General features: G+C 61.2%; 21 protein-coding genes. 8 read left to right on the forward strand and 13 right to left on the reverse strand.

The window, feature by feature from the left end:
* The first annotated feature begins 37 nt into the window (after window positions 1-37).
* From fabD to P7228_RS12545, 5 genes are all read left to right on the forward strand, one after another.
* A complete protein-coding gene (fabD, locus tag P7228_RS12525) occupies window positions 38-976 on the forward strand; it encodes an ACP S-malonyltransferase (protein ID WP_278015573.1) in 939 nt (312 codons plus the stop codon).
* Window positions 976-1,737: a 3-oxoacyl-[acyl-carrier-protein] reductase gene (fabG, locus tag P7228_RS12530; RefSeq protein ID WP_278015574.1), complete on the forward strand. Its 762-nt coding sequence runs from the start codon at window positions 976-978 to the stop codon at window positions 1,735-1,737. Before fabD ends, fabG begins: the two co-directional genes overlap by 1 nt.
* Before the next feature lie 173 nt (window positions 1,738-1,910).
* Window positions 1,911-3,038 carry a DNA polymerase III subunit beta gene (gene dnaN / locus P7228_RS12535; protein WP_278015575.1) on the forward strand — a complete coding sequence of 376 codons (1,128 nt, stop codon included), beginning with the start codon at window positions 1,911-1,913 and terminating at the stop codon, window positions 3,036-3,038.
* A 4-nt stretch (window positions 3,039-3,042) separates the two neighbouring features.
* Window positions 3,043-3,672, forward strand: coding sequence for a glutathione S-transferase family protein (locus P7228_RS12540; protein ID WP_278015576.1), 630 nt, complete (start codon window positions 3,043-3,045; stop codon window positions 3,670-3,672).
* A gap of 30 nt (window positions 3,673-3,702) precedes the next feature.
* Entirely contained in the window at window positions 3,703-4,785 is a 1,083-nt protein-coding gene (locus P7228_RS12545) for a DUF2855 family protein (RefSeq protein ID WP_278015577.1), read from the forward strand.
* Here the strand turns inward: P7228_RS12545 and P7228_RS12550 are convergent.
* From P7228_RS12550 to P7228_RS12570, 5 genes are all read right to left on the reverse strand, one after another.
* On the reverse strand, window positions 4,782-5,546 hold the full coding sequence (locus tag P7228_RS12550) for a crotonase/enoyl-CoA hydratase family protein (protein ID WP_278015578.1): 765 nt from the start codon (window positions 5,544-5,546) through the stop codon (window positions 4,782-4,784). The two genes, P7228_RS12545 and P7228_RS12550, sit on opposite strands and share 4 nt — an antisense overlap.
* A 4-nt stretch (window positions 5,547-5,550) precedes the next feature.
* Window positions 5,551-7,302: an N-acyl-D-amino-acid deacylase family protein gene (locus tag P7228_RS12555; protein WP_278015579.1), complete on the reverse strand. Its 1,752-nt coding sequence runs from the start codon at window positions 7,300-7,302 to the stop codon at window positions 5,551-5,553.
* Window positions 7,303-7,411: 109 nt separating this feature from the next.
* A complete protein-coding gene (locus P7228_RS12560; RefSeq protein WP_278015580.1) occupies window positions 7,412-8,731 on the reverse strand; it encodes an FAD-dependent oxidoreductase in 1,320 nt (439 codons plus the stop codon).
* A 33-nt stretch (window positions 8,732-8,764) separates the two neighbouring features.
* The gene (locus tag P7228_RS12565; RefSeq protein ID WP_278015581.1) at window positions 8,765-9,649 is read right to left on the reverse strand and encodes an alpha/beta fold hydrolase; all 885 of its coding nucleotides are present in this window, start codon (window positions 9,647-9,649) and stop codon (window positions 8,765-8,767) included.
* Window positions 9,650-9,687: 38 nt separating this feature from the next.
* Complete coding sequence (locus P7228_RS12570; protein WP_278015582.1) at window positions 9,688-11,382, reverse strand: alpha/beta fold hydrolase; 1,695 nt, start codon at window positions 11,380-11,382, stop codon at window positions 9,688-9,690.
* A 358-nt stretch (window positions 11,383-11,740) separates the two neighbouring features.
* On the opposite strand from P7228_RS12570, the gene P7228_RS12575 reads away from it, so the two are divergent.
* From P7228_RS12575 to lepA, 3 genes are all read left to right on the forward strand, one after another.
* Window positions 11,741-13,852, forward strand: coding sequence for a putative bifunctional diguanylate cyclase/phosphodiesterase (locus P7228_RS12575; protein WP_278015583.1), 2,112 nt, complete (start codon window positions 11,741-11,743; stop codon window positions 13,850-13,852).
* Between the two features lie 174 nt (window positions 13,853-14,026).
* A complete protein-coding gene (locus P7228_RS12580) occupies window positions 14,027-16,165 on the forward strand; it encodes a sensor domain-containing protein (RefSeq protein WP_278015584.1) in 2,139 nt (712 codons plus the stop codon).
* Between the two features lie 61 nt (window positions 16,166-16,226).
* Complete coding sequence (gene lepA, locus P7228_RS12585) at window positions 16,227-18,044, forward strand: translation elongation factor 4 (protein ID WP_278015585.1); 1,818 nt, start codon at window positions 16,227-16,229, stop codon at window positions 18,042-18,044.
* Window positions 18,045-18,217: 173 nt separating this feature from the next.
* Here lepA and P7228_RS12590 read toward each other — a convergent pair whose 3' ends face one another.
* From P7228_RS12590 to P7228_RS12625, 8 genes are all read right to left on the reverse strand, one after another.
* A complete protein-coding gene (locus P7228_RS12590) occupies window positions 18,218-19,264 on the reverse strand; it encodes a CHAT domain-containing protein (RefSeq protein WP_278015586.1) in 1,047 nt (348 codons plus the stop codon).
* Window positions 19,265-19,266: 2 nt separating this feature from the next.
* Window positions 19,267-19,461 (reverse strand): hypothetical protein, encoded by a 195-nt coding sequence (locus P7228_RS12595; protein ID WP_278015587.1) that lies wholly within the window; start codon window positions 19,459-19,461, stop codon window positions 19,267-19,269.
* The gene (locus P7228_RS12600) at window positions 19,454-19,630 is read right to left on the reverse strand and encodes a hypothetical protein (RefSeq protein ID WP_278015588.1); all 177 of its coding nucleotides are present in this window, start codon (window positions 19,628-19,630) and stop codon (window positions 19,454-19,456) included. The genes P7228_RS12595 and P7228_RS12600 overlap by 8 nt, the downstream gene beginning before the upstream one ends.
* Before the next feature lie 3 nt (window positions 19,631-19,633).
* Complete coding sequence (locus P7228_RS12605) at window positions 19,634-19,816, reverse strand: helix-turn-helix domain-containing protein (protein ID WP_278015589.1); 183 nt, start codon at window positions 19,814-19,816, stop codon at window positions 19,634-19,636.
* Window positions 19,817-19,819: 3 nt separating this feature from the next.
* A complete protein-coding gene (locus tag P7228_RS12610; RefSeq protein ID WP_278015590.1) occupies window positions 19,820-19,999 on the reverse strand; it encodes a hypothetical protein in 180 nt (59 codons plus the stop codon).
* On the reverse strand, window positions 19,996-20,217 hold the full coding sequence (locus P7228_RS12615) for a sigma factor-like helix-turn-helix DNA-binding protein (RefSeq protein ID WP_278015591.1): 222 nt from the start codon (window positions 20,215-20,217) through the stop codon (window positions 19,996-19,998). Before P7228_RS12615 ends, P7228_RS12610 begins: the two co-directional genes overlap by 4 nt.
* A 433-nt stretch (window positions 20,218-20,650) precedes the next feature.
* A complete protein-coding gene (locus P7228_RS12620) occupies window positions 20,651-21,493 on the reverse strand; it encodes a hypothetical protein (protein ID WP_278015592.1) in 843 nt (280 codons plus the stop codon).
* A gap of 239 nt (window positions 21,494-21,732) precedes the next feature.
* Complete coding sequence (locus P7228_RS12625) at window positions 21,733-21,906, reverse strand: Flp family type IVb pilin (RefSeq protein ID WP_278015593.1); 174 nt, start codon at window positions 21,904-21,906, stop codon at window positions 21,733-21,735.
* Between the last annotated feature and the right edge of the window lie 127 nt (window positions 21,907-22,033).

The raw sequence follows: 22,033 nt of genomic DNA on the forward strand, positions 1-22,033 counted from the left end.
GCGCCCCAATTGGCCCAGGCCAATCGAGGAGACATTGATGCGAGCTTTCATTTTTCCGGGGCAGGGCAGCCAGAAGGTCGGCATGGGCGCCGAACTGGCCGATGCGAGCGCTGCTGCGCGTGAAGTTTTCGAAGAAGTAGACGAGGCGCTGTCGCAGAAGCTGTCCGCGATCATGCGCGACGGTCCGGAAGACCAGCTCACGCTGACCGAGAATGCCCAGCCGGCGATCATGGCCAATGCCATTGCGACCTTGCGCGTGCTGGAAAAGGATTTCGGCGTTTCGCTGGCAGACAAGGGCGGTTGTGTTGCGGGGCACTCGCTCGGCGAATATTCGGCGCTGTGTGCGGTCAGCGCGTTCTCGCTCGCCGACACTGCGCGGCTTCTTAAGCTGCGCGGGCAGGCGATGCAGGCCGCAGTCCCGGTCGGCGAGGGCGCGATGGCGGCGCTGCTCGGCGCGGATATCGACAAGGCGCAGGCACTGGCTGAAGCCGCCGCGCAGGGCGATGTGTGCGAGGTCGCCAACGACAATGATCCAACCCAGGTCGTCATTTCGGGCCACCGGGCAGCGATCGAACGTGCGGTCGAACTGGTCAAGGATCACGGCATCAAGCGCGGCATCCTGCTGCCGGTGTCGGCGCCGTTCCACTGCTCGCTGATGCAGCCCGCCGCCGATCGCATGGCCGAAGCGCTGGCGGCGACCGCTCCGGGCCAGTTCGCGCTCCCGGTCTATGCCAATGTCACGGCCGCAAGGGTCATCGACCCTGCCGAGGAACAGCAGCTGCTGGTCGAACAGGTCACGGGCCGCGTTCGCTGGCGCGAGAGCGTGCTGGCGATGCGCAACGATGGCGTTGAGCAGTTCGTCGAACTGGGGGGCAAGGTGCTCGGTCCGATGGTCGGCCGCATCGATAAGGAGGCGGCAACTGCCAGCCTCATCACGATCGAAGAAATCGAAGCTTTCGCCAAGGAGATCGGCTGATGTTTAGCCTCAAGGGAATGAACGCGCTGGTCACCGGCGCGAGCGGTGGGATCGGTTCGGCCATCTGTCATGCGCTCGCTTCGCAGGGCGCACGCCTCGCAATCTCGGGCTCGAACGCTGCCAAGCTGCGCGCATTCCGCGAGGAGCTGAACGACAACTACAAGCACGATGAAGGCGGCCACGTCGAGATCACCTGCAACCTGTCCGACACAACGCAGGTCGAGGAGCTGATCCCGGCGACCGTCGATACGCTTGGCGGGATCGACATCCTCGTCAACAATGCCGGCATCACCCGCGACAACCTCGCCATGCGGATGAAGGACGAGGAATGGGACGATGTGATCCGCATCAACCTGGAGGCAGCCTTCCGCCTCATGCGCGCTTCGGCGCGCCCGATGATGAAGAACCGTTTCGGCCGGATCATCACCATCACCAGCGTCGTTGGTGCGACCGGCAATCCCGGCCAGATGAACTATGCGGCGGCCAAGGCCGGGCTCGTCGGCATGACCAAGAGCTTCGCGCAGGAAGTCGCCAGCCGCGGCATTACTGCCAATTGCGTCGCGCCCGGCTTCATTCGCACGGCGATGACCGACCAGTTACCCGACGCACAGAAGGAAGCGCTCAACAGCCGCATCCCGATGGGCCGGATGGGCGAGGGTGAGGATATCGGCGCTGCCGTTGCCTTCCTGGCGAGCCGCGAAGCGGGCTACATCACCGGCGAAACCATGCACGTGAATGGCGGGATGGCTATGCTCGGCTGACAAAGAGCGAATTTTCGCTCTTTTTCCCCAAGGAATCCGGCTCCTGCGCCGAGTGAACTTGCTGCGATAGCCAGCCACGCTAAGGTCTGTTGACAGATATCCGGCGCTGAGGGGCGATTCCGGCCACGCGGCGTCCGGTGGGACAGAAGCCAAACAGGCATGAGAAGGTAGAGATGAAGGCCACAATCGAACGCGCGACGCTGCTGCGTTGTCTCTCTCACGTTCAATCGGTGGTGGAGCGCCGCAACACCATCCCGATTCTCTCCAACGTGCTGATCGACGCCAGCGATGGCGGAACGCTCAAGGTCATGGCGACCGACCTCGATCTGCAGGTGGTCGAGAACATGGCGGCCGCTTCGGTCGAAAGCCCGGGTGCGATTACCGTGTCGGCACACCTCCTGTTCGACATTGCGCGCAAGCTGCCCGAAGGCAGCCAGGTGAGCCTTGAGACCGCTGACAACCGCATGGCGGTGAAGGCCGGGCGCAGCCGCTTCTCGCTCCCGACGCTGCCGCGTGACGATTTCCCGGTGATCGTCGAGGGCGACCTCCCGACGAGCTTCGAAGTCCCGGCCAAGACGCTGGCCGAGATGATCGACCGGACGCGGTTCGCGATCTCGACCGAGGAAACTCGGTACTACCTCAACGGCATCTTCCTGCATGTCACCGATGACGACGAGCCGGTGCTCAAGGCTGCGGCGACCGACGGCCACCGTCTCGCGCGCTTCACGCTCAAGCGTCCCGAGGGTGCCGAAGGCATGCCCGATGTCATCGTGCCGCGGAAGGCCGTGGCCGAGCTGCGCAAGCTGCTGGAAGAATCGCTCGACGGCAATGTCCAGGTCGACCTGTCGGCAAGCAAGATTCGCTTCACGCTCGGCGGCGAGGGTGGGGTGGTGCTTACAAGCAAGCTGATCGACGGGACTTTCCCGGACTACAGCCGCGTTATCCCGACCGGAAACGACAAGCTGCTCAAGCTTGACCCGAAAAGCTTCTACGAGGGCGTCGATCGCGTCGCGACCATCGCCACGGAGAAGACCCGCGCGGTCAAGATGGGGCTCGAGGCGGACAAGGTCACGCTGTCGGTCACGTCGCCAGACAATGGCACGGCAGCCGAGGAAATCGCAGCCGATTATGGCGCCGATGCGTTCGAGATTGGCTTCAATGCCAATTATCTCAAGGACATCCTCAGCCAGATCGATAGCGACACGGTCGAACTGCATCTGGCCGATGCCGGTGCGCCGACGCTGATCCGCAAGGACGACAAGAGCCCGGCGCTCTATGTGCTGATGCCGATGCGCGTCTGATCGCGTGTCGGCCGAAGTTCGCATCTTCGGCACGGTCATTTCGACCTATACGCGGATCGTTCAGATCACCTGCGAGGAGGCGGGTCTCAGCCATGAGACCATCGCTACCGCTGCCCCCTCTCCGGAGAACCGTCATCCATTCGGCAAGGTGCCGGTGGTGGAGGTTGACGGTCTTGAGCTCTACGAGAGCGTCAGCATCGTCCAGTATCTCGACAATGCGCACAATCGCGGTGCGCTCCAGCCGGACGACCCCGGTAGAAGAGCGGCGATGGATCGCTGGGTTGCGATCGCGAACAACTATCTCTTCCCGCTGTTCGAACACGGGCTGGTAATGCCGTGGATCATGCATCGTTTCGCGGGAATGCCGATCGACCGGGAGCGGATCGACCGTGCGCTGCCCAATATCTCGCGGGCGCTCGCCTTTTGCGATGCCGAGATCGCGGTTGACGGAGCATGGACGACTGGTGCGTTCGACCTCGCCGATGTCTTTCTCTACTGCGTCCTGCGCGGCGTTCAGCTGACGCCGCAGGGCGGGGCAGGGATCGCGCAATGTCCGCAACTTTCGGCATGGATGGCAATAACCGAGCAGCGAGGCAGCATTCGAGCGACGCGCTGGGAAAGCGAGCCGCAATAGGCTAGGCAGGTTTCAAAAGGAGACCCGCCCATGACCACTCAAGTTCACGTCGCCCGAAACCAGCTCGATCAGGCTGAACTCGCGGAGGTCGATGCCGGGCCCCTGGCAGATGGCGCGGTGAGGCTCGCGGTCGAAAGTTTCTCCGTCACCTCGAACAACGTCACTTACGCTGTGGTCGGCGAAATGGTCGGCTATTGGAACTTCTTCCCCGCGCCGGAAGGCCAGGGCATCGTGCCCATGTGGGGCCATGCCAAGGTGATCGAGAGCAACTGCCCTGACATCGAGGTGGGCGAACGCGTCTATGGCTACTTGCCGATGGCGAGCCACCTCGATGTGGTCCCGGGCAAGGTTTCGACGCACGGCTTTGTCGACATGACTGCGCATCGCCAGCCGCTGCCCCCGATCTACAACCAGTATTCGCGCCTCGCTGCCGATCCCGAACACGATCCGGCGCGCGAGGCCGAGCGCATGATCTACGGCCCGCTGTTCAAGACCGGTTACATGATCGACTATTTCATGCGCTCGAACGACTGGTTCGGGGCTGAACGTGTGATCCTGACCAGCGCATCATCGAAAACCGCGATGGGTCTGGCGAGTTCGGCGAGGCAGAACTCACCCGAGGTCAGGCGCATCGGGCTCACCTCCGCGGGGAATGTCGAATTCGTGAAGGGCACCGGCCTCTACGACGACGTCCTGGCCTATGGCGACGTCGAAAGCCTCGACCGGCTACCCAGCGTCTCGGTCGATTTTTCCGGCAATGGCGGGCTGCTGGCGCAGATCCACCAGCACCTCGGCGACAGTCTGAAATATTCCTGCCTGGTCGGGGTGACCCATATCGACGATCGCCGCGGACCTGCCGGCTCGGCGCAGGACTTGCCCGGACCGACTCCGACCCTGTTTTTCGCGCCCGACCACATCGTTGCATTCTTCAAGGAGTACGGCCCGCAGAAAGCAGCCGAGATGATGGCATCGGCGTGGCAGGACTTCCTGCGCACGGTCGAAGGTTCGGTCCAGATCGAGCGGAACGCGGGTCTCGAGGCTGCGCGCGACGTGTTCGTCGAGATGGTCGGCGGGACGGTCGATCCGGCGCGAGGGATCGTGATCGAACCTTAAGAGAACGCTCCGTGACGCCCGGTGCCATCGCGAAAGCGCGTGGCGCCGGTGCGGGTTTCGCCGCTGGCGATGGTCTGCTGGCCGATCCGGATCTCGTTGACGATCGCCTCTTCCTCGGTGAGCGACCATTGCTCGCGCGCCGAACGAAGATCACCCCGTAGGCAGGTTTGGGGGAATGCGGCGATTTCCTTGGCAAGCGCAATGGCATGGTCGAGCGCCAGACCCGGCGGGGCGAGGCGATTGGCGAGTCCAATGGCGAGCGCTTCTTCTGCATCCACCGGACGACCGGTCAGCATCAAGTCCATGGCGCGCGAATGACCGATCAGCCGTGGCAAGCGGATCGTCCCCATGTCGACCAGCGGGACGCCGAAGCGGCGGCAGAAAATGCCCATGATCGCATCTTCGGCCATGACGCGCAGGTCGCACCACAGCGCAAGTTCCATTCCGCCGGCGACGGCATGACCTTCGATTGCTGCAATCACGGGCTTCGTTAGCCGCATCCGGCTTGGCCCCATGGGCGCGCGGCCGGTTTCGGAAACCCCATTGCCGTCGCCTTCGGAGATCGCCTTGAGGTCCGCCCCGGCGCAGAACGCGCCGCCGGCGCCGGTGAGGATCGCTACCGATGCATCCTCCTCGGCATCGAACCGCTCGAATGCGTCGAACAGCGCCTCGGCAGTATTGCGGTCCACCGCGTTACGCCGCTCCGGCCGTTCGATCGTGACGATCGCGACCGGACCGTCGCGACGATAGCTGACTGTCACCAGGCTACTCCGCCGCCTCGGCCATTTCGACGCGCTGTGGCCCGCGGATCAGGCCGCCAGGAGTTGCACCGGTCCACTCGCCTTGGCGGAAGGTCACGGTGCCATTCTTGATGGTTGCGACGTAGCCGTCTGCCTTCTGCAACAGTCGCTTGCCGCCCGCTGGGAGATCGAAGGCAAGCCAGGGCTTGCCCAGCTTGATCGCATCCATGTCGATGACATTGAGGTCGGCGAGATAGCCCGGGGCGATGATCCCGCGATCCTCCAGACCATAAAGCCGCGCCGTATCGTTGCACTGGCGCTTGATCGCGTTCTCGAGGCTTATGGTACCGCGCGTACGGTCGCGGACCCAGTGCTGGAGCATGAACGTGGGCGAGGCGGCGTCGCAGATCGTGCCGCAGTGTGCGCCGCCGTCGGACAGCGAATTCACCGTGTCGTCCGACTGCTGGAGATCCATCAGGAAGTCGAGATTACCGTCCGCGTAATTGAGGATCGGGAGGTAGATGAACCCCTTGCAATCGTCGCGGCACAGCAGGTCATAGGCATATTCATCGCCCGACATGCCAACCGCCGCCGCGCGCGCGAGAATGCTCTCCTCTGCGGTCGGTTCGTAGTTGAAGTCGGGGTCCATTTCGTACTGCATGTTCCAGCCGCCGCAGACGACCATCACAAGGCCCATGATGTCCTGGTTGACCTCGGAGAAATCGTGCTGCTCGGCCAGCATTCGCGCCTTGAACTCGGGATCAAGGAGCTTCGTTTTCTGCTCTTCCCAAGTGAGTTCCTCGATCTCCTTCCACGCGGGTTTGAGCCGGAAGGGATGCACCGTTCCTTGCCACGCCATGACGATCCCGTTGCCGCGCAGCGCGATCTGCGCAACGATGTTGGCACCATTGTCGTTCTCCGCGCGCATCGAGGAAATCTGTTCTTCGAGCGGCAATTCCTTGGCAATCGACTGGAGCGCGGCGAAGGTGACGGGGAGGCCGGTCTCGCGGCTCATCTTGCCCATCCAGCCGAATTCGTCCCACTCGCGCCGCATGTCGCTCGCCATTTCGAACACGCCGTGGCCTGCGCGGCCCATCGCGCGTCCGATCTCGACCAGCTCTTCCGCGGTGGCCGTGGTGCCCGGCACCACTTCGCCATCGATGTCGCGGTGGAGCACGGTGCGCGAGGTCGAGAAACCCAACGCTCCCGCGCGCACGCCTTCTTCGACGATGCGCCCCATCGCGGCGATATCATCCTCGGTCGGTATGGCGCCGGGCCGCTCGCGATCGCCGAGGACGTAGGCGCGCACCGCGCCATGCGGCACATGGGTGCCGACGTCGACGGTCCGCGGCAGCTTCTCGAGCGCGTCGAGATATTCGGGAAATGTTTCCCAGTCCCAATTCATTCCTTCGGCCAGCGCCGTGCCGGGAATATCCTCCACGCCTTCCATCAGGCCGATCAACCACTCGTGCTTGTCGGGCTTGGCCGGGGCAAAACCAACGCCGCAATTGCCCATCACGACCGTTGTGACGCCGTGCCAGCTCGAAGGAGCCATTTCCTGGTCCCAGGTTGCCTGCCCGTCGTAATGCGTGTGCACATCGACGAAGCCCGGAGTGACGACCAGATCGCTGGCATCGATTTCCTCGGCGGCATCGCCCGCGACTTCACCGACCTGCGCGATCAGCCCGTCCTTCACTGCAATGTCGCCGGTGAACCGCTGCTCGCCGGTCCCATCGACGATGGTACCGCCGCGAATGATCAGATCGAATGCTGGCATTGTGAACTCCTCTTCCGGCGAAGAAGGTCTCACAATGCAACCTGTGAGTCCAGCCGGTTGAGAGGCCCTGCCTTGGCGTAGTCGGGCTGAAAGCGAGCCCGATCGAGCACTAGTCCCTGGCGCGGATCATGGCCTCGATATCGACGAACTTCTCGCGCGGCGCGCCCTCGCGAGCGGCCTGCTCTTCGGCTTCCTCGATCTTCTTCCAATCGCGGAAGGTAACCACGTCGAGCCCGCGTTCTGCGGCGAGCGCATCGAAGCCTTCGCGTCCGCGCTTGGCGGCTCGGCCCAGGACGCCCGAGTCCATGTCCTCGCCAATCTTCTCAACGACGCCGTAACCATCGGGACGGTTGGTGCCGATCGTGCCGCTAGGGCCTCGCCGCGCCCAGCCGACGCAATAGATTCCCGGCAGGATGCGCCCTTCATCATTGGCAAATCGGCCCGCGCGCTCGTCGAACGGCACGTCGGGTATGGGAGATGTGCGATAGCCGATGCAGGTCACGACCAGGTCCGCAGGAACATCGTAGAACTCGCCGCTGCCGGTCGCACGGCCTGCGCTGACTTCAGTGCTTTCAACCTTCACCTTGCGTACACCGCCGTCGTCGCCTTCGAACGCGACCGGGTTGGCAAAGAAATCGAATTCGACCTCGATGGGCTTGTCCGCATGGATCGCCTCTGGGATCGCGGCAAAGCTGCGCAAATGCGTGACCGATTTCCGCAGGCCCGGTTCGAGCAGTGCGTCTTCCGCTTCGTCGGGCAGGTCGGCCTTGTCCACCCGCGGGCTGGCGCGTTGGAGCTCGGCCAGTTCGCCGAGTTCCTTGGGCGTCATCATGATCTGGTGCGGGCCGCGCCTGCCCAGCACGGTGATCTTCTTGATCTTGCTGCCCTTGAGCGCATCGAGCGCGTGCGCGACGATGTCGGCGCCTTCAAACTCGGCTTCGGTCTTCGAGAGGATCCGTGCGACGTCGAGTGCGACATTGCCCATGCCGATCACGACGGCGTGGCCGCCCGCAAGGTCGGGGTCCAGATCGGCAAATTGAGGGTGGCCGTTGTACCAACCGACAAAGGCCGCACTGCCGAAAATGTTGCCGCAATCCTCGCCATCCAGCCCGAGCGAGCGGTCGTGCGGCGCGCCGGTTGCCAGAACCACCGCATCGTAAAGCTCAAGAAGCTCTGGGATGGTGACGTCTTCGCCGACTTTGACATTACCGACGAACCGGACGTTATCCGAAAGTGCGACCTTCTCGTAGCGGCGCGAAACGCCCTTGATCGACTGGTGGTCTGGCGCGACGCCGGTGCGGATCAGGCCGTAGGGGACTGGCAGCATGTCGAAGACGTCGACCCGGGCGTCATCGCCCCAATGTTTCTGGGCTGCTTCAGCCGTGTAGTAACCGGCGGGGCCGGAACCGATGATCGCGATATGCCGCATTCCTGTCCCTCCCGTCGCGATCCGCCCTGTGCCCTAGGCGGCCTTTGGCCTCTGTACGGCTTCCGGTTCGTCAAGGAAGCGGTTCATCGCCGCGACGCATTCGTCGCTATGGCTCAGCAGGAAAAGATGCCCACCGCCCCTCAACACCAGCATTTCGCTTTCGGGGATGAGCTTGTCGAGGAACCACCCATTCGCGAGCGGGACGATGTGGTCTTCATCGCCCATCATGATCAGCGTCTTCTTGCGCATGAAGGGCAACATCGGCGCGCTGGTCCAGCCCAGCATCGCCAGCAACTGGTAGAAATAGCCGCGCGGGGAGGGCGGTTTGAGGCGATGGATATGTTCCATCTTGTTGACGCTCTTGCCGAGCGCGCCGCCGTATAGCGTCTGGAAGTGTTCGGCCATGAAGGCGGCATCGATATAGCGGCGCGGATCGGCCATCTTGCTCAGCGATGACGGGTTGCCGGGCACCATCAGCATTCCCGCACTGGTCGCGGCCAGGATCAGGCGACGCACGCGTCCGGGATGCTGGATGGCGAAGTGTTGCGCCATCGCGCCGCCCCAACTGACACCCATGACGTCTACCTGGTCGACCCCCAGCTTGTCGAGCAACTGGGTCGTGGTCCACGCCATGGTGACGGTGTTGTAAGGCACGACCGGATCGGGTGAGCCTCCGACACCGGGCATGTCGAACATCACGAAACCGCGATCGGGCAAGGCCTCCGCCAGCGGCGCAACCGCCTCGATATTCGCCCCGATTCCGTTGAAAAACAGGATTGGGAGGTGGTCGCTGGGCTGATCGAGACGCCAGGTGGCAACCCGCAGCGTCCGGCCACCGACCGATTCCATGGTGATGCGAGCGTCCCGCATCGCTTCGTCGAGGGCTGCATCGAGCACCTCTTCGCGCTTATCGCCCAAGCCCAGTTCCTTCCTGCGATTCCCTAGCCGGAACCCTGTTATCTTTCCTCGACTACGTAGAGTCCGGGGGCCGGGTCCAGTGGCTGGTACTCGTCATTCCCCAGTTCTTTGGGGGCGGCCACCTTCTTGCCCGAGCGTTTCTGGACCCATTCCATCCAGAACGGCCACCAGCTGCCCTTGACCTCTTCAGTGCCCTCAAGCCACTTCTCGGCCGTGTCGGGCAGCTTGCCCTTCTTCTTCTGGGTGTAGTATTTCGCCTTGGGGTTGCCAGGCGGATTGAGGATCGCCTGCATGTGACCCGATTGGCTCAGGACGTAAGTGATGTCCTTGGAGCCGAAGAGCTGGGTCGAACGATAGGTCGCCTTCCAAGGCGTGATATGGTCGGTCACCCCGCCCAGGATGAACAGGTCGGAATCGACCTTGCTGAGATCGATCTTGTGATCCGCCATCTCGACCTCGCCCTTCTTGGTGAAGGCGAGGGTCTCGAACAGGGTCAGGAAGTCGCCCATCAGCGTGCCGGACAGGTTGGTAGCGTCGGCATTCCAATACAAGACGTCGAAAGCGGGCGGATCGGCCCCCAACAGGTAGTTGTTGATGACGTAGTTCCAGATCAGGTCGTTGGGCCTGAGCCACGCGAACCCGCGGGCGAGGTCGTCTGCCTTGATAATCCCGGCCTTCTCGGCCCGCCGCCGGGCGAGCTTCATGCCGTTCTCGGAAACGAGCGAGCCTGCCTCGATGTCGAGCTGCTTGGGGTGCAGGACGCACACCATCAGCGTGAGCGCACCAAGGATATCGTTCTTGTCGGCGGCAAGCTTGGAAGCGACGATGCTGGCAGTCTGGCCGCCCGAACAACCGGCGTTGACATTGACCTTGTCGGAACCGGTGATGGCCTTCACCGCCTCCATCGCCTCGACGCAGGAATCGACATAGTCGTCCATCCCCCAGACGCCCTGTTCCTTCGACGGGTTGCGCCATGAGATGACGAAGGTCTGGATACCGCTGTCGACCAGGAACTTGATGACCGATTTTTCCGGCGACAGATCGTTGATGTACATCTTGTTGATCTGCGGCGGGATCGTCAGCTGCGGGATCGCATAGACCTCGTCGGTCGTCGGCGCATAGTGCACCAGCTCGAACATCTCCGTCCGATAAACAACCGAACCTTTCGAGGTTGCGATGTTCTCGCCCAGCTTGAACGGTCGCTTGTCGACCTGACTGACCATGCCCTTGTTATGGATCATGTCCTTGTAGGCGTTCTGCAATCCCTTGATCAGCGACAGACCGCCACTGTCGATCAGGCGCTTCTGCGCCGTCGGATTGCCGACGAGCGTGTTGGTGGGAGCCAAGGCGTCGATGATGATGTTCGAGATGAAGTTTGCCCGGTCTCGCTCGAGGTCGTCGAGCTCGAGCTCCTGCAGCCAGTTGTGCATGCCCTTCTGCACGGCGAGGTAATACTGCGCGCCTGCACGGAAGAACGGATTGTATTGCCAGGCCGGATCCATGAAGCGCTTGTCCTTCGGATCGGGCGCAAGGTCCGACTTGCCGGTCATGATCTTGACCATGTCTTCGCCAAAGGTCTGCGCATGCTTCATCATGCGTTGCGGATCGGAAGCGGTTTCACGCAGGAGGAGGGCGACGGCGCCGATAAAATCCTCGCGCGCAATACCGATCAGTGGACCGAGCGCGGTCGTCGATTGAGCGGCTTCGTTCTCGAGCGTTGTTCCCTTCGCCATTGGCTCTCCTCTCATCATCCCATCTGCCCGCCAAGCTCATGGCCCGCAGCCCGGGCATTGGCAAGCTTCTCAACACCTAACGCGTTCAGGCGCCAAAGGTCCATGCCAATGGGCGGACACATTCGGAAAGCGGGCCTTTCCGGCACGAATGTAAAATTATCCAATTGGAAATGGTTCGTAGTTAAGTCAGCAGAGCCGAACTGGGTTCGGAAGGGAAGCAAAGAAGAGAATAGGCCAGAGAACAAGGTTAATGTCCGGAATTTTCAGCCGCAATGCTCCATCGGCATCCGCGCGAGGCGGAACGTCGGGTGATGGGCTGTTCTCGCTTCGACGCAGTGGGTTGCGCCGTAAGGCAGAAATGCTGGAAAGCTTTGAATCTGCGGGGCTAGGCTGGTTCTGGTCGACCGACGCCAAGGGGCGCATCACCTACCTCTCGACAAGCTGTATCGAGGAAATGGAGTGGAATCGCGATGGCGTCTTTGGCCATCCGCTCAGTGACCTCGTCATTCCCGACGAAGGCGACGTGGAAATCGACGGGAAACGAGAAGTGCGCCCGCTATCGTTCCTCCTCGGTTCGCGAAACGCGATAAGCCAACTGATCGTTCAGGTCGCCGGATCGGATCCTGAGATATGGTGGGAGCTCGCCGGTAACCCGCATTTCGATCGCCGGGGAGAGTTTGTCGGCTATCGTGGCAGCGCACGCGACGTTACTGCGCGTATCAGCAGCGAGCGCCAGGCCGCTCGGCTGACGCGCTTCGACCCGCTGACCAAGCTTCCGAACCGCAATCGCTTGCGTACCATGCTCGGGCAGGTTCTGACGAAGTACCGCAACGCCAAGCGCAGTTGTTCACTGATTGTTGTCGGGCTCGATCGCTTCAAGCACATCAATGACACGCTCGGTCACAAGGCCGGTGACGAACTCCTCGAACAAGTTGCCGCGCGACTGCTCCGCATTTTCAAGGGGCACGGCGAGGTGGCACGCCTCGGCAGCGACGAATTTGCCATCATGCTGCCGGACATCGATGACCGTGGCGAACTGGGCGAGTTCGGCAACCGGATCATCCAGCTCATATCGCAGCCCTATTCCATTAACGGCTCGCGCGCGATCATCGGCACATCAGTTGGCTTCGCGACTGCACCCTACGACGGGGTAGACACCGACGAGCTTCTCAAGGCGGCTGACCTCGCGTTGAGTGATGCCAAGGCGCACGGGCGTGGCCGCTACCGCTTCTATTCCACCGAACTGGCCGACGGTGTGAAGCGCCGGCGGCAGATTGAGGAGGACTTGCGGGACGCCATAGCGAGCAAGCAATTGGTGCTGCATTACCAGCCGATTGTCGACGCTTCGACCCACGACCTGAAGTGCCTGGAAGCCCTGATGCGCTGGGAGCATCCCGAGCGGGGTATGATTTCGCCCGGGGTCTTCATCCCGATTGCCGAGGATATCGGCCTGATCAAACAAATGGGCGACTGGGCACTTGAGCATGCCTGCGTCCAGGCAGTCGAATGGCCCGGGGAACTGCGCGTCGCAGTGAACGTCTCGGCGATCCAGTTCATGGACGAAGGATTTCCGCAGGTTGTCGAACGCGCCTTGCGTCAATCCGGACTGAAGCCCGACCGGCTTGAGCTCGAGATCACCGAGAGCGTGTTCATGGGCGATCACAGCCAGACCCAGAGAAAGTTCAGGGAACTCAAGGCATTGGGAGTCCGTCTTGCGCTTGACGATTTTGGGACGGGCTACAGCTCGCTGAGCTATCTGCGCCACGCGCCATTCGACAAGATCAAGATCGACCAGAGTTTCGTGCGCGGGGCGACCGAGGCTGACAACAACAACTCCGCGATCATCAGCTCGATCATCAGCCTTGCAGCAGCGCTGAACATGGAGACCGTTGCCGAAGGTGTTGAAACCCAGGACGAACTGAAACTTGTCACCGAAAAAGGCGCCAGCCACTTGCAGGGGCGCATCTTCTCGTTTGCGATCAGCCACGAAGAGCTCCTGAAGCGAATTGCCAATCACGAATTCACCTACGAGCCGTGCGGTCCCGATCGCTATCGTGCGGACCGTCGAACCGAGTATCGTCGGATTGGACTGGTTCACGACGACCATCGCTATAGCGTTGTTTTGCGTAACCTTTCCAAGACGGGTGCTCTGGTCGAAGGTTTGCTCGACGTTCCTGTCGGGGTTGATGTCGTGCTCGATCTCGGGGGAGGGCAATTGGCGGTTGCTACGGTGCGAAGGTCGCATGGCATCAGCCAGGGTCTCGAGTTTGAGACACCCTTGATCAGCGACGGTGCGGACGGACTGTGTACGCGTCATCGTGTATCGCCGTATCAGATCGAGGCTGCAGGCCGACCCTTGCGTGCCCTTTCATCGGACCCATACGCCATGCTCATGGCTGGTCAGCAGGTCGAAAGGCCAAAGGCGTTTCGCGAGGTTGAGATCGGGCCTGGACGCTCGAAAGCGGCCTGATTCGTAACGCCAAATTTACACCCCCCGTTAGGCTAAAAGTAACCAACCGGATTTACTCCTGACCAAGGACCGGAAGGATCATTACCGGATCAAGCGTGGGAGTTTAGCGGAGTGCCGCTTAAGGGCCTCTTTTCAGCCGTAAAATCGAGTGGTTCCAGGGCCGCTCGCGAGGACGTGGGCGCCGGCGCCGGCTTCGCGATGTCGAGCGATGAGAAGCTGGCCATGCTCGACGAGCTGGAGCGTTCCGGGCTGGGCTGGTTCTGGGCGACCGATCTCGAAGGAAATCTCACCTATCTGAGCGGCGCGATTGCCGAGCGTTTGCAGGTCCCGATGGACCAGATGATCGGGCAAGCGCTGCCGGCCGTATTCGCGTCTTGCGATGGCGAAGGTCGCACCAAGTCGCTAGCGCTCAAGCTCGGCGCACGTAAGAGCTTCTCGGCATTTCCCGTTAGCCTCGCAAGCGGGGCCAGCGACGTGGTCATAAACCTGTCCGGTCGCCCTGTGTTCGGGGAAACCGGAGCATTCGAGGGCTTTCGCGGCACCGGTGCCGATATTACCGAGCAGCATCACCGCGAAGAAGAGACCCAGCGTCTGGCAAAGTACGACTCGCTGACCGGCCTGTCGAACCGCCATCGCATGGCGCAGATCATCGACAATACCCTGACCGCGTTCCGTAGCGCGAAGCGTAATTGCGCGATCATGATGATGGACCTCGACCGCTTCAAGCAGGTCAACGACACGCTTGGCCACGCCGCCGGGGACGAGCTCTTGAAGCAGGTTTCCGCGCGACTGCAGCGTGCTGTCGAACGCGATTGCGAGATAGGCCGGCTGGGCGGCGACGAGTTCCAGATCATGCTGCCGGACATGGATGACCGCGGGGAACTGGGCGAAGTCGCGGCCAAGATCATCGCCATGCTGACGCAGCCTTATTCGCTGGAGGAAGGGCGCTGCGTCATCGGCGCATCCGTCGGTATCGCGATTGCTCCCCACGACGGTGTCACGCGCGAGGAAGTTGTGCGTTCGGCCGACCTTGCGCTCTATGCAGCAAAGAACGGCGGGCGCGGGCAGTTCCGGTTCTACACAGGCGATCTCGAGAACGAGAGCATCTTCCGCCGGCGTCTGGAAGGCGATCTGCTCGAAGCGATCCGCGAGGAACAGCTGTTCCTGAAGTATCAGCCGGTCGTCTCGACGGTGACCGGCAAGGTGGTCGCGCTCGAAGCCCTGGTCTGTTGGAACCATCCACAGCGGGGCGAGATCGACGAAGAAGAATTCCAGTCGATTGTCGAAGGCAGCAGCCTCCAGGTCGATGTCGGTGAGTGGACCATTCGGCAGGCCTGCCGCGAAGCGAGCAAGTGGCCGGAAGCCCTGCGCGTTTCGGTCAACGTGCCGACCAACCAGTTTACCGCAGAGGGATTTGTCGAATCCGTCGGCAACGCTTTGCAGGAGACCGAGCTCGATCCCTCGCGGCTTGAACTCGAAGTCAAGGAATCGGCCTTCCTCGGAGACACGAATGTCGTCGACAAGACCTTGGCGAGCCTCTTCAAGCTGGGTGCCCGCCTGACGCTCGACGAATTTGGAACCGGCTACTCATCGCTCAGCTACCTGCGCCGCGCGCCGTTCAACAACATCAAGATCGGGCAGAAATTCTTCGCCGGCTCGATGGATCGCGGCAGCCGCGAGATCGGTTTGATCAAGGCGATCGTTGCGCTGGCCATGGCCCTTGGCATGGAAACCACCGCTACCGGAATCGAGACAGTGCAGTTGGTGGAGCAACTGCAAGGTGCCGGGGTGACCTGCCTTCAGGGTGGAATCTATTCGGACCCGGTAAGCGGGCAGGACGTCATGGATGAACTCGCGGCAGGCCACTGGGAACTCGAACCGGGCAAGCGCACCAAGCGCGCCAAGCGTCGCACCGTCTATCGCAAGATTCAGGTAATCCACGACGACCATTCGTACGAAGTCACCCTGCGCAATCTCTCCAAGTCCGGGGCGCTGATCGAAGGTCTGGTCGATGTACCGATCGACACGCAGTTCGTCGTCGATCTTGGCGGTGGTCAGCTTGCTGTTGCGACGGTCATTCGCAGCAATGCCGACACTCAGGGTCTGGAATTCGAACTGCCGCTGGTCGACGACGGGGCAGGCGGGCTGTGCACCCGTCACCGCGTATCACCGTATGAACTGGCCGCAGCAGGCGCGCCCCTGGCAGCACTCTCGACCGGCGACTACAAGGCGATGCAGGGCGGAATGCTCGATCCGACGAAGAGTATTCCCAAGTTCATGTATGCCAATCCGGCAGCATTGGACGCGGCATAGAGCTTTTGCCTTCACAATAGTGGCTGACAGGGCGATGCAGTGCCGCTAATTGCGCGGCGCAATGACCGACCTTTCCAAGATCCGCAATTTCTCCATTATCGCGCATATCGACCATGGCAAGTCGACGCTCGCCGACCGGCTGATCCAGGCCTGCGGCGGGCTGACCGAGCGCGAGATGAGCGAGCAAGTCCTTGATAACATGGACATTGAGCGCGAACGCGGCATCACCATCAAGGCCCAGACCGTCCGGCTGAACTACACCGCCAAGGACGGCGAGACCTACGAGCTCAACCTGATGGACACCCCCGGCCACGTCGACTTCGCCTATGAAGTCTCGCGCAGCCTCGCCGCCTGCGAGGGCGCGCTGCTGGTGGTCGACGCCGCGCAGGGGGTCGAGGCGCAGACGCTCGCCAATGTCTACCAGTCGATCGAGCACGACCACGAGATCGTCCCCGTCATCAACAAGATCGATCTGCCCGCGGCCGAGCCCGACAAGGTCCGCGCCGAAATAGAAGACATCATCGGCCTTGACGCATCCGAAGCCGTGCTCACCTCCGCCAAGTCGGGCATCGGGATCGAGGACGTGCTCGAAGCCGTCGTCGCGAAAATCCCCCCGCCCAAGGGCGATCGCGACGCCCCGCTCAAGGCCAGCCTCGTCGACTCCTGGTACGACCCCTATCTCGGCGTGGTCATCCTCGTCCGCGTCATCGACGGCGTTATCAAAAAGGGCCTCAACGTCCGCTTCATGCAGGGCGGCACCCAGCACCTCATCGACCGCGTCGGCTGCTTCACCCCCAAGCGCACCGACCTGCCCGAAATCGGCCCGGGCGAAATCGGCTTCATCACCGCGCAGATCAAGGAGGTCGAGCAGGCCCGCGTCGGCGACACCATCACCACGGTTAAGGGCGGGGCGGACACGCCGCTCGCCGGCTACAAGGAAGTGCAGCCGGTGGTGTTCTGCGGCTTGTTCCCGGTCGACGCCGCGGATTTCGAGAAACTGCGCGAGAGCATCGGCAAGCTGCGCCTCAACGACGCCAGCTTCAGCTACGAGATGGAGAGCTCCGCCGCGCTCGGCTTCGGCTTCCGCTGCGGCTTCTTGGGCCTGCTGCACCTCGAGATTATCCAGGAACGGCTCGCCCGCGAATACGACCTCGACCTCATCACCACCGCGCCCAGCGTCGTCTACCGCCTGCAGCTCGGCAATTCGCGGACCGAGGACGCGCGCGAGATGATGCTCCACAACCCGGCCGACTGGCCCGACACCAACCGGATCGAGGTGATCGAGGAACCGTGGATCAAGGCCACGATCTACACGCCCGACGAATATCTCGGCGCCATCCTCAAGCTGTGCCAGGACCGGCGCGGCGTGCAGACCGACCTGACCTATGTCGGCGGGCGCGCGCAGGTGAGCTACGAACTGCCGCTCAACGAAGTGGTGTTCGACTTCTACGACCGGTTGAAGAGCATCAGCCGCGGCTACGCCAGCTTCGACTACGAGCAGATCGGCCTGCGCGAAGGCGACCTCGTCAAGATGAACATCCTCGTCAATAACGAGCCGGTCGACGCGCTGTCGCTGATCGTCCACCGCTCTGTGGCGGAGGAGCGCGGCCGCGGCATGTGCGAGCGGCTGAAGGACCTCATCCCGCGCCACCTGTTCAAGATCCCGATCCAGGCCGCGATCGGCGGCAAGATCATCGCGCGCGAGACCATCGCCGCGCTGCGCAAGGACGTGACCGCCAAGTGCTATGGCGGCGACATCACCCGCAAGAAGAAGCTGCTTGAGAAGCAGAAGAAGGGCAAGGCCCGGATGCGCGAATACGGGAATGTGAGTATCCCGCAGGAAGCCTTTATTGCGGCGCTTAGGATGGGTGAGGAGTAGGGGTGAAGCCCCGCGCCTAGGCTGAGGATCGCGCAGCGACCGGAAGCCTAGAAGCGAGAGGCTGTAACCCCGGCCAGCGGGTCCTCCTGAGCTTGTCGAAGGGGGAACCCGTCTGACGTCAGGCGGCGCATGGAGCGATTGCGCCAGCAATCGCGGAACGGCGCGTGGCGCTTTTAGGACACAAGTGGCTTCTTAGCCTTTGCCTCATTTCTCGTGAGCAAAGTAGGCAATTCAGCGTCAGGATAGCCTTTTCCTTTGATACTCACTTTACCTTGCTTGACGGCATTCTCCAGCGCGACACCTGAGCCGAGTGACCTGTAAAACCTGACCGAAAAGTCGGAAGCAGCATCATCACCGATAGAGTCTGCCATCGCTACGACAAATGAGGTGTGATCGAGAAACTTCTTTGCACCTTCAACGGTGTCACATGCCATGAGAATAAGGCCATCCGGCTTGAATTCCACTGCATCAAGCAACTCGACAATTGTATCAAAGTCGAGCGCAGTACCACCAACATCGCCTATCCGCTCGTTGTCGAACAGAAGCGTCTCGTCGCCCCCGTGCCCTGAAAAATGAACTACGTGAGGACGGAATTCATTTAGCGCATCTATCAGATCATCGAAACTCGGCGCCAAGAACGGGCGAAGATCAATCTTATGTGACAGCGCGACCTCTCTTATGGCCTTCGTTACCTGCTTTGCTTCTTGGAGGGTATTAAGTGCAGCGCTTGGATCAGGATTGGTAACAAGATATGCAATCCGAAGTTGCTTCCCCCTCACTTTCTGCATCGATCTTCTTCCGGACCTTATCTTGACGAAGCTAGGCGCGCCTTTCACACCCATGCTTCGTTTGGTTGCAACACTTGCAGCGGCCTTGCTGTCGTCGGCAAATTTCAGAATCTCATCTTTGTGGGCCCTAATCGTCTCGAGCTTACCATAAAGAATTCTGCTACCGTCCTTTACGCTGCCGTCGTTTTCCGACTTCGAGATTAGATGGTGCTTCGCCAGGTGGTCCAAGGCGTTCTGAGCTTGCTGAGACTTGTCTTTTGGAATTCCCGCAGCATTCATGATTTGTTTCTTGGAGCGCGGTTTTCGGGCGCGACCGTAGATGTTATTGAATATCTGCCTTCGCACGACCTCACGACCAAGCTTCTTCGCGTAATGTAAGATCGTCTCGGGATTGTCGCCTGCTGGATTCACGATGGCCGTCGGGTTGGGCATCGTCAGTCAGCCTTATCCAAATTTTTTGCCTTATTTAAAATACCTTTGGGGAACATTACACTGACAGTCTTCTGGCTAACGCCCAGTAAGCTCCCCACATCCTCCTGGGAAAATCCACGCGACACCAAATCGATTATCATCGCCTTCTTGATGAAATCGACGTCAGCAGCAATCGTCTCCAATACCTTATCAGCCATCCTTTGTGCCTTTCTTCGGGCTCGCCATCAAATTGCTTACAGTCTGCTGGCTAACCCCAAGTGCGTTGGCCATCTTGCTTTGCGAACAGCCGGCATCCGAAAGTTCCATCATTTTGAGTTTTCTCAGCATTTGCAACTCTTTAAGAATTTGGTCATCCAAACTGGCCATTGATCAGTCTCCGCTCTTCATACTTTTTGAAAGCCCCTTCGGCAGCAATCGACTCATAGTAGCCGGACTGATTTCAAGCATCGAGGCGATCCTATTTTGGGGCGTTCCACCCTCCAGAAGCTGCAGGATCAGCAGGCGCTTCATATCCCGCATTTCGGAGAGCAGCGCATCTTCAGACTTACTCATTGACTAGCCCTTCTTTGCAATGTCCTTGAGCAACCCTTTCGGAAACATGCGACCGATCGTGGTGCCATGTATGCCTAGCGCCGACCCAAGCTCGTCCTGTGTTAAACCAAGTCGGATAAGTCCAACGATCATGAGCTTGCGGATCATCTCGAGTTCTTCAAGCTCCGATTTTCTTTCACTCATTGTTTCTCCGCCTTTTTCTTCGCCGCGTAAATAGTTTGACTCACGGCGCCTGAACTTCCCCCGACGACTGCAGCGATCTCTTTTGGTGTGAGCCCGGCATCATTGAGAAACAGAACCTTTTCAGACTTCGTCGGTAGATGCGCAACTGCAGATAGCGCCTGAATTTTGATCAACGTATCAATCTTCGAAGTTATTTCCGTGAACTGATCTTCGGTCATGTGAATTTCTTGGCCTCCGTGTCTGGAATGGGATAAACGTGCACAGGCCGCACTTCTTGTCCGTCCTCGACACGGATCATGATCCCAGCATCGACCCATCGATTTAGCGACTTACGAAAATTGCTCCTGTCAAGCTTCGCTTCATTCGCAACTTCTGTCTGAGATCGGCTGCCGTCACATAGATTGTAGGCCAATACGTATTTTAGGCTATCGGTTCTCGGTGCTACGTGCGCGAGTATGTCCTCGACAGAAAACGTCTGTCGAGCGACAGTTGCGAGTATTGCCCGCAAATAGATTTCATCTTTAGACATAGGCCCCCGTCAATAAAGAACAGGCAAGCCTACTCTAAATTCCGGGCGACTGTAAGGCGCGCCGCCGATATTCCCACAGGGAAATATAGGGTTACTTCAGCCTCATAGATTTTGAGGCAATGCTAATCCCACCCCTCATCCTTCAACCTTCTCACCTTCGAAGAGTCTTTGTTTTCCGCACCCGACTCCGCGGGCGCGATATCCTCGCTAGCGCTGCGGGCGGCCAGTCGGCCTTGCGGTCCTGCGGACCGATCACCGCTTTCCAGCAGGTGTTGTGAGTTGAGATCCCGCGCCTTGAGCGCCTCAAACCGCTCCCACGCCTCGCGGGTTTCCTCGCTCAGCGCGTCCCACTCGCGCTGGCGCTCGGCCTCGACCTGCCGCCGCAGCGCCTCGATCTTGCGATCGATGCTCGCGCGCACCTCGGCCGCCGAGACCTGGGGCCGGTTGGCCTGCTGCTCCAGCTCCCACTCGCGCCGCCACTTCTTCTTCTCCCGCTCCAGCGTGGTGAGGTCCATGCCGCTCATCCCCTTGGCCCGCCCTTCTGCGAAGCGATCGGGCGCGCGGTTCCTGAGCATGAACATCAGCAGCCGGTCGTTGTAGCTTTTCCTCAGGCCCACCAGCTTGCCATAGGAATAGACCGGCACGTCGACGCCGTTGAGCGCGCGGTCCATCGCGACGTCCTCGATCCGCTGCACGCCCAGTTGTAGCGCGGTCTCCCACGCCTTGCGGAAGCTTTGCGCGCCCTGCTGGCGGCGCAGGTGGTAGGCGCCCTCGCTGCTCATGTTGACGGCGGCCGCGGCGGCCCTGACGCTGCCGGTGTCGGCCAGCGCCTCGATAAAGGCGCGCTGGCGCGCGTCGGTCCAGCCGTCGTCGCGCTGGCACTGGCGGGGGACGGGGGTGAAGTCGGGCAGCTCGCCAGCGGTAACGGGGAGCCGGGTTTCGCGGGGGTCTTTGCGGCGGGTCATGGGATTCCTTGTTTTCCGCAAGCGCGTCCGCGCTCGCGATATCCTCGCGGCTTGCGCCGCTGCGGGCGGCCGGTCGGCCTTGCGGTTCGCTGGCGCGAACCGATCAGGATCAAGCAGAAAACTCGGAAGTAGGAAATTCTCGCGCAGCGCCACCTGCCACACGGACACGCCAAGACACCCCGCGCCAGGTGGGCACGGGGCGTCCGGCTCCGTCGCGGGGGCTCAGCCCCCGGTCAGGATCACGAAACGGTGTTGCTGTCGTTCAGCGTCGTGGAGACGGTGCTGAACGTGGTCGACAACTCGTTGCCCACCGATTGCAGCGCCGTGATGGCGGCGACCGCGATCAGGGCTGCTAGGAGCCCGTATTCGATGGCGGTTGCGCCGCTTTCGTCCTGCAGCAGATTACGCAGCATAACGGATCCCTCTGTTGTCCAAGCATGGCCGTTGTTGGCCTGTTCTCCCCCGTGCCCTAGCCCCGGCGGTGTTAAGCCCGCTTCGCGAAACACGGTTAATCCCGAATTAAATATGATCCTGCGGATT

The sequence above is a fragment of the Altererythrobacter sp. CAU 1644 genome (genome assembly GCF_029623755.1).
Taxonomy (GTDB): domain Bacteria; phylum Pseudomonadota; class Alphaproteobacteria; order Sphingomonadales; family Sphingomonadaceae; genus Erythrobacter; species Erythrobacter arenosus.

Bases quoted from the DNA above. Each gene is read 5' to 3' on its own strand.
- fabD (WP_278015573.1), top strand. From the start codon at position 38: ATGCGAGCTTTCATTTTTCCGGGGCAGGGCAGCCAGAAGGTCGGCATG.
- fabG (WP_278015574.1), top strand. From the start codon at position 976: ATGTTTAGCCTCAAGGGAATGAACGCGCTGGTCACCGGCGCGAGCGGT.
- dnaN (WP_278015575.1), top strand. From the start codon at position 1,911: ATGAAGGCCACAATCGAACGCGCGACGCTGCTGCGTTGTCTCTCTCAC.
- P7228_RS12545 (WP_278015577.1), top strand. From the start codon at position 3,703: ATGACCACTCAAGTTCACGTCGCCCGAAACCAGCTCGATCAGGCTGAA.
- P7228_RS12555 (WP_278015579.1), bottom strand. From the start codon at position 7,302: ATGCCAGCATTCGATCTGATCATTCGCGGCGGTACCATCGTCGATGGG.
- P7228_RS12560 (WP_278015580.1), bottom strand. From the start codon at position 8,731: ATGCGGCATATCGCGATCATCGGTTCCGGCCCCGCCGGTTACTACACG.
- P7228_RS12570 (WP_278015582.1), bottom strand. From the start codon at position 11,382: ATGGCGAAGGGAACAACGCTCGAGAACGAAGCCGCTCAATCGACGACC.
- P7228_RS12575 (WP_278015583.1), top strand. From the start codon at position 11,741: ATGCTGGAAAGCTTTGAATCTGCGGGGCTAGGCTGGTTCTGGTCGACC.
- lepA (WP_278015585.1), top strand. From the start codon at position 16,227: ATGACCGACCTTTCCAAGATCCGCAATTTCTCCATTATCGCGCATATC.
- P7228_RS12590 (WP_278015586.1), bottom strand. From the start codon at position 19,264: ATGCCCAACCCGACGGCCATCGTGAATCCAGCAGGCGACAATCCCGAG.
- P7228_RS12595 (WP_278015587.1), bottom strand. From the start codon at position 19,461: ATGGCTGATAAGGTATTGGAGACGATTGCTGCTGACGTCGATTTCATC.
- P7228_RS12600 (WP_278015588.1), bottom strand. From the start codon at position 19,630: ATGGCCAGTTTGGATGACCAAATTCTTAAAGAGTTGCAAATGCTGAGA.
- P7228_RS12605 (WP_278015589.1), bottom strand. From the start codon at position 19,816: ATGAGTAAGTCTGAAGATGCGCTGCTCTCCGAAATGCGGGATATGAAG.
- P7228_RS12610 (WP_278015590.1), bottom strand. From the start codon at position 19,999: ATGAGTGAAAGAAAATCGGAGCTTGAAGAACTCGAGATGATCCGCAAG.
- P7228_RS12615 (WP_278015591.1), bottom strand. From the start codon at position 20,217: ATGACCGAAGATCAGTTCACGGAAATAACTTCGAAGATTGATACGTTG.
- P7228_RS12620 (WP_278015592.1), bottom strand. From the start codon at position 21,493: ATGACCCGCCGCAAAGACCCCCGCGAAACCCGGCTCCCCGTTACCGCT.
- P7228_RS12625 (WP_278015593.1), bottom strand. From the start codon at position 21,906: ATGCTGCGTAATCTGCTGCAGGACGAAAGCGGCGCAACCGCCATCGAA.